The 3,450-nt window shown below is 43.9% G+C and carries 4 protein-coding genes; all 4 read right to left on the bottom strand.

Translation table 11 applies throughout. From position 1 onward, the window contains the following. Window position 1: 1 nt before the first annotated feature. The 4 genes from ACLUWI_RS09960 to ACLUWI_RS09945 all read right to left on the bottom strand — a co-directional run bounded on the left by ACLUWI_RS09960 (window position 2) and on the right by ACLUWI_RS09945 (window position 3,369). The gene (locus ACLUWI_RS09960) at window positions 2-736 is read right to left on the bottom strand and encodes a nucleoside phosphorylase (RefSeq protein WP_412138136.1); all 735 of its coding nucleotides are present in this window, start codon (window positions 734-736) and stop codon (window positions 2-4) included. 2 nt (window positions 737-738) lie between these two features. After that, window positions 739-1,404, bottom strand: coding sequence for a Crp/Fnr family transcriptional regulator (locus ACLUWI_RS09955; protein ID WP_272218527.1), 666 nt, complete (start codon window positions 1,402-1,404; stop codon window positions 739-741). 279 nt (window positions 1,405-1,683) lie between these two features. Further along, the gene (locus ACLUWI_RS09950) at window positions 1,684-1,947 is read right to left on the bottom strand and encodes a hypothetical protein (protein WP_272218241.1); all 264 of its coding nucleotides are present in this window, start codon (window positions 1,945-1,947) and stop codon (window positions 1,684-1,686) included. Between the two features lie 228 nt (window positions 1,948-2,175). Continuing rightward, window positions 2,176-3,369 carry an ROK family transcriptional regulator gene (locus tag ACLUWI_RS09945; RefSeq protein WP_272215000.1) on the bottom strand — a complete coding sequence of 398 codons (1,194 nt, stop codon included), beginning with the start codon at window positions 3,367-3,369 and terminating at the stop codon, window positions 2,176-2,178. Window positions 3,370-3,450: the final 81 nt, after the last annotated feature.

Genomic DNA, 3,450 nt, shown 5'->3' with positions numbered 1-3,450 from the left:
GCTATTGCTTGATTGAGTCGTCGCTGAGGATATCCATAGCCAGTTTGAGCGACGCGATTTCCCCTTTGGCCATCAGTTCCTCGCCATCGACCAGACTGTTGACACCGGCCGCCAGATCGCCTTCATAGAGCACGACGTTATTTAGAATCGACAGCGTCTCCATGCCACGCAGACGTCCAATCGTCATCATCGCGCCGGATTCCATGTCCGCGCCCACGATGCCTTTGGATGACCAGTAGGCTTCGGTTTCCGCGTTGTTATCCATGTAGAAGCCATCGTGTGAGCGAATGATGCCATAGACCGCGTTAGGAGCGTACTTATGAGCCAGTGCCATCAGCTTGAATGAAGGCACGGCTGGGTACATTGCCGGTACGTACTGCTTGGTAAGACCATCGTCACGAACGGCTCCCTCGCCAATGATCAGCTCACCCAGGTCAATCCCCGTCTGCATGGCCCCGGCTGATCCGACCCGAATAACCTTCTTGACGCCAACGTTATTCAGTTCTTCAACGCCAATCCCGGCTGATGGCGCGCCGATTCCCGTTGACATCAGCAGAATGCGCTGACCGCGATATTCGCCGATCACGGACTTGTATTCGCGGTTGTAGGCCCATTCCTTGGCATTATCCAACAATTTGGCCGCCTTGTCGACACGGGCTGGGTCACCCATGATGATTGCCCGATCAGTGTTGATTGCCGTCGTCAGCTGCGTGTGTGGTTGTACTTCTTCACTCATTGCTATTCCTCCGTTTTAATAATCCGCTGCAGTTCCTCAACATTCAAAATCTTGATGGCAGGCTTTGAAGCATCAATAATTCCAAGCTCTGACAACCGCTTGAGAACTCGATTGATATTGCGGTAGGACGTGTCGACCTCATATGTCAGCTGCTCGCGCGAGATTGGTCGTTGTTCTTTAAACGACTGCATCAGTTCCAGTCCAATCTGCTGCATGGCTGAGTACAGGCTGTAGCGCTCCGTCCGTTTGGTGAGGTGATAGACCTGTTCGGAAAGGTAGCTGATCATTCGGTTGGCAAACTGCTGATCGTTATTCAACCAGGCCACAAAATCCCGATTGTCAATCTTCAGCAGCCGCACCGGTGTGATATTGATGATCGACGCGCTGTATGGCTTGTTGATCACCGCTTCCTGCTCACCAAGAAACATCCCTGGCCGATAGACATCCAGCACCACTGACTTGCCGTTTGCCGAATCCAGATACACCTTGACTCGACCCGCGACCAGCAGATACGTTTCATCGTATGACTCGCCTTGCCGCAAATTAAATTCGCCAATCTCAAACTCGACGACCCGCATGCGTTCAATGATCTTCAAAGGCGCGTTGGCCATGACTTTATGAACGGCCGGTTCTGAGTTGATTGCCGCGTATATCTTTTCAATGCTCATGTTTCTGCCCTCTCATTACTTAATATGATACTTAAATCTATTTACTGATTCTATGACACCGGTCCCCAAAATGATAGCGGTTTCATAAAAATATAGAATTTTTTGTTCGTTTTTGAGGACATATGTCTTGAACTATCTCCAAAAAAATCTCGTTCATAAGCTTAAATGAAATATGAACGAGGGAGTATTTTTACTATCAATTCTCATTACAGAAAATAATTATTACATTAACAGTACTGTACCCCGTCAAGGTAACACTTAAAAAAATAAAAAATTAGTCTATACGGCCTCATTGCGGAAGTCCTCCGCAGTGAGGTTATTTCGCTTGCTGGAAATTTCGACTTTGTTGAAGTATTCAACACCCTGCTTAACCAAGTCTTTCAGTTCTGTCAAGGTTTGATGGCGAACTCCCGCCAAACCATGCAAGAGAAACTGTCGAATCCATCTTGTCATCGCATTCTGATTGACATGATGCATATCGGCATATACTTTGAGGACGGATTCTGTCTTTTGATAGCCATAAAGCAACTCTAGTCTATTCATTGTCGAATAACTTGAAATGTAAAAACCCCCTTAAGGAAATAACACTTTTATTATTCCAAGTGTCACCCTTAAGGGGATTATAGCCAAGCTAGGGGTATCTTTTTTATTCAATTCAACCAAGATGCTCGTGCCACGTATGGCTTTGAGGTTCAAATTGTTTAAGGTCACGGCGCCAAGATCGGCATCCGAGACTTCAATATGCAGTAGTGTTTACTGTCATAAAAAGCATCATTGCTCACTTTCATTTTTTGAAAACTCAAGTGGCCAACGAAAATGAAGTTTAAAGTCTTGTAGCTTTAGCGCCTCACGTGTAACTATCGCCGCCGCACCTAACATTGATATGTAGCGAGCACCAACTACAAATTCAACTGATACGTTTTGATTATACGAACCAAATGACTGCTTAATCTTCTTCTGCAATAACGGTATCAATTCCAGAACATTGCAGCTGATATAGATTTTTTGTGGACCATAAATCATTAAGGCATTATTAAGCAGTAGTCCCATACTATCAGCAAATTCATCCAATACTTTCTCAACTTCTGTCGTTGGATGCTTACAGATTTGCGCAATATTAGAATAATCAATCTTATCAAGGCTACCAGCCGAAGCTAGATCCGCTATCAAAACATCCTCAGAAATGATTCTGCTTACTTGTCGCAATCGATGCCCATCTCTTGAATATATCTGTGCTCGGCCAAGTTCCCCAGCCATACCGTGAAAACCGGCAAACAGATGACCATTAGCAATAATTCCAGTCCCAAGACCTTGGTGAATGCTCAAAACTACCATATTACCGGAAACTGGCGCGTCAACGTCAAAATCTCTTTCAAAAATTGCGGCCAGATTGGCTTCATTTTCAACAATCACCGGAATACTATACTTTGCGGTGAAATAATCTCTAATGCTGATGCCGTCCATCTTAACGAAAGGAGAATCTATCACCTCTCCATTATCGATAACGGCATGCATCGATATCCCAATCCCTAGTAAGCCGTGGACTGTGTCATCATTTGCGATTGCTTCGTCCAGATAGCCTGACATCGTTGCTAAAAGTTCAAGAATATTATGATGTTCAAGTATATTCTTACGCTGATACAGAATTTTTTCTCCATTCAGATAGAAAAAACCAGCATATAAATGCGCATGAGTAATATTAAACGAAGCTATAAATCCATAATGACTGTTTAACTGAACCATTTCAGGTTTACGTCCTCCCACTACGGATGAGCCGCCTCTTCCTAAATGCTTGATGTACCCCTGTTCATCAAGCTCATTAAACAAGGAGGAAATCGTTGATCTACTCATCCCCAACTTACGTGCAATCTCGGCTCTTGAACTTTCATCATGGTTAAACAGTTGCTGCATGACCAGTTTTAAGTTGTTACTTCTTGTTAGATCTCGATTTTCTGTATTTTTCAAATCAAAAACCTCTTTGAACCCTATTATTAATTCTATATTTGATTTTCTCACTATTTTTCAATAGCCGTCAATGGATAATAA

Source organism: Limosilactobacillus mucosae (assembly GCF_046939755.1).
In the GTDB taxonomy this organism is placed as follows: Bacteria; Bacillota; Bacilli; order Lactobacillales; family Lactobacillaceae; genus Limosilactobacillus; species Limosilactobacillus mucosae_A.
This window is presented reverse-complemented; position numbering and strand designations above follow the sequence as displayed.

Excerpts from the sequence above, each read along its gene's own strand:
- ACLUWI_RS09960 (WP_412138136.1), bottom strand. The coding sequence starts at position 736 with ATGAGTGAAGAAGTACAACCACACACGCAGCTGACGACGGCAATCAAC.
- ACLUWI_RS09955 (WP_272218527.1), bottom strand. The coding sequence starts at position 1,404 with ATGAGCATTGAAAAGATATACGCGGCAATCAACTCAGAACCGGCCGTT.
- ACLUWI_RS09950 (WP_272218241.1), bottom strand. The coding sequence starts at position 1,947 with ATGAATAGACTAGAGTTGCTTTATGGCTATCAAAAGACAGAATCCGTC.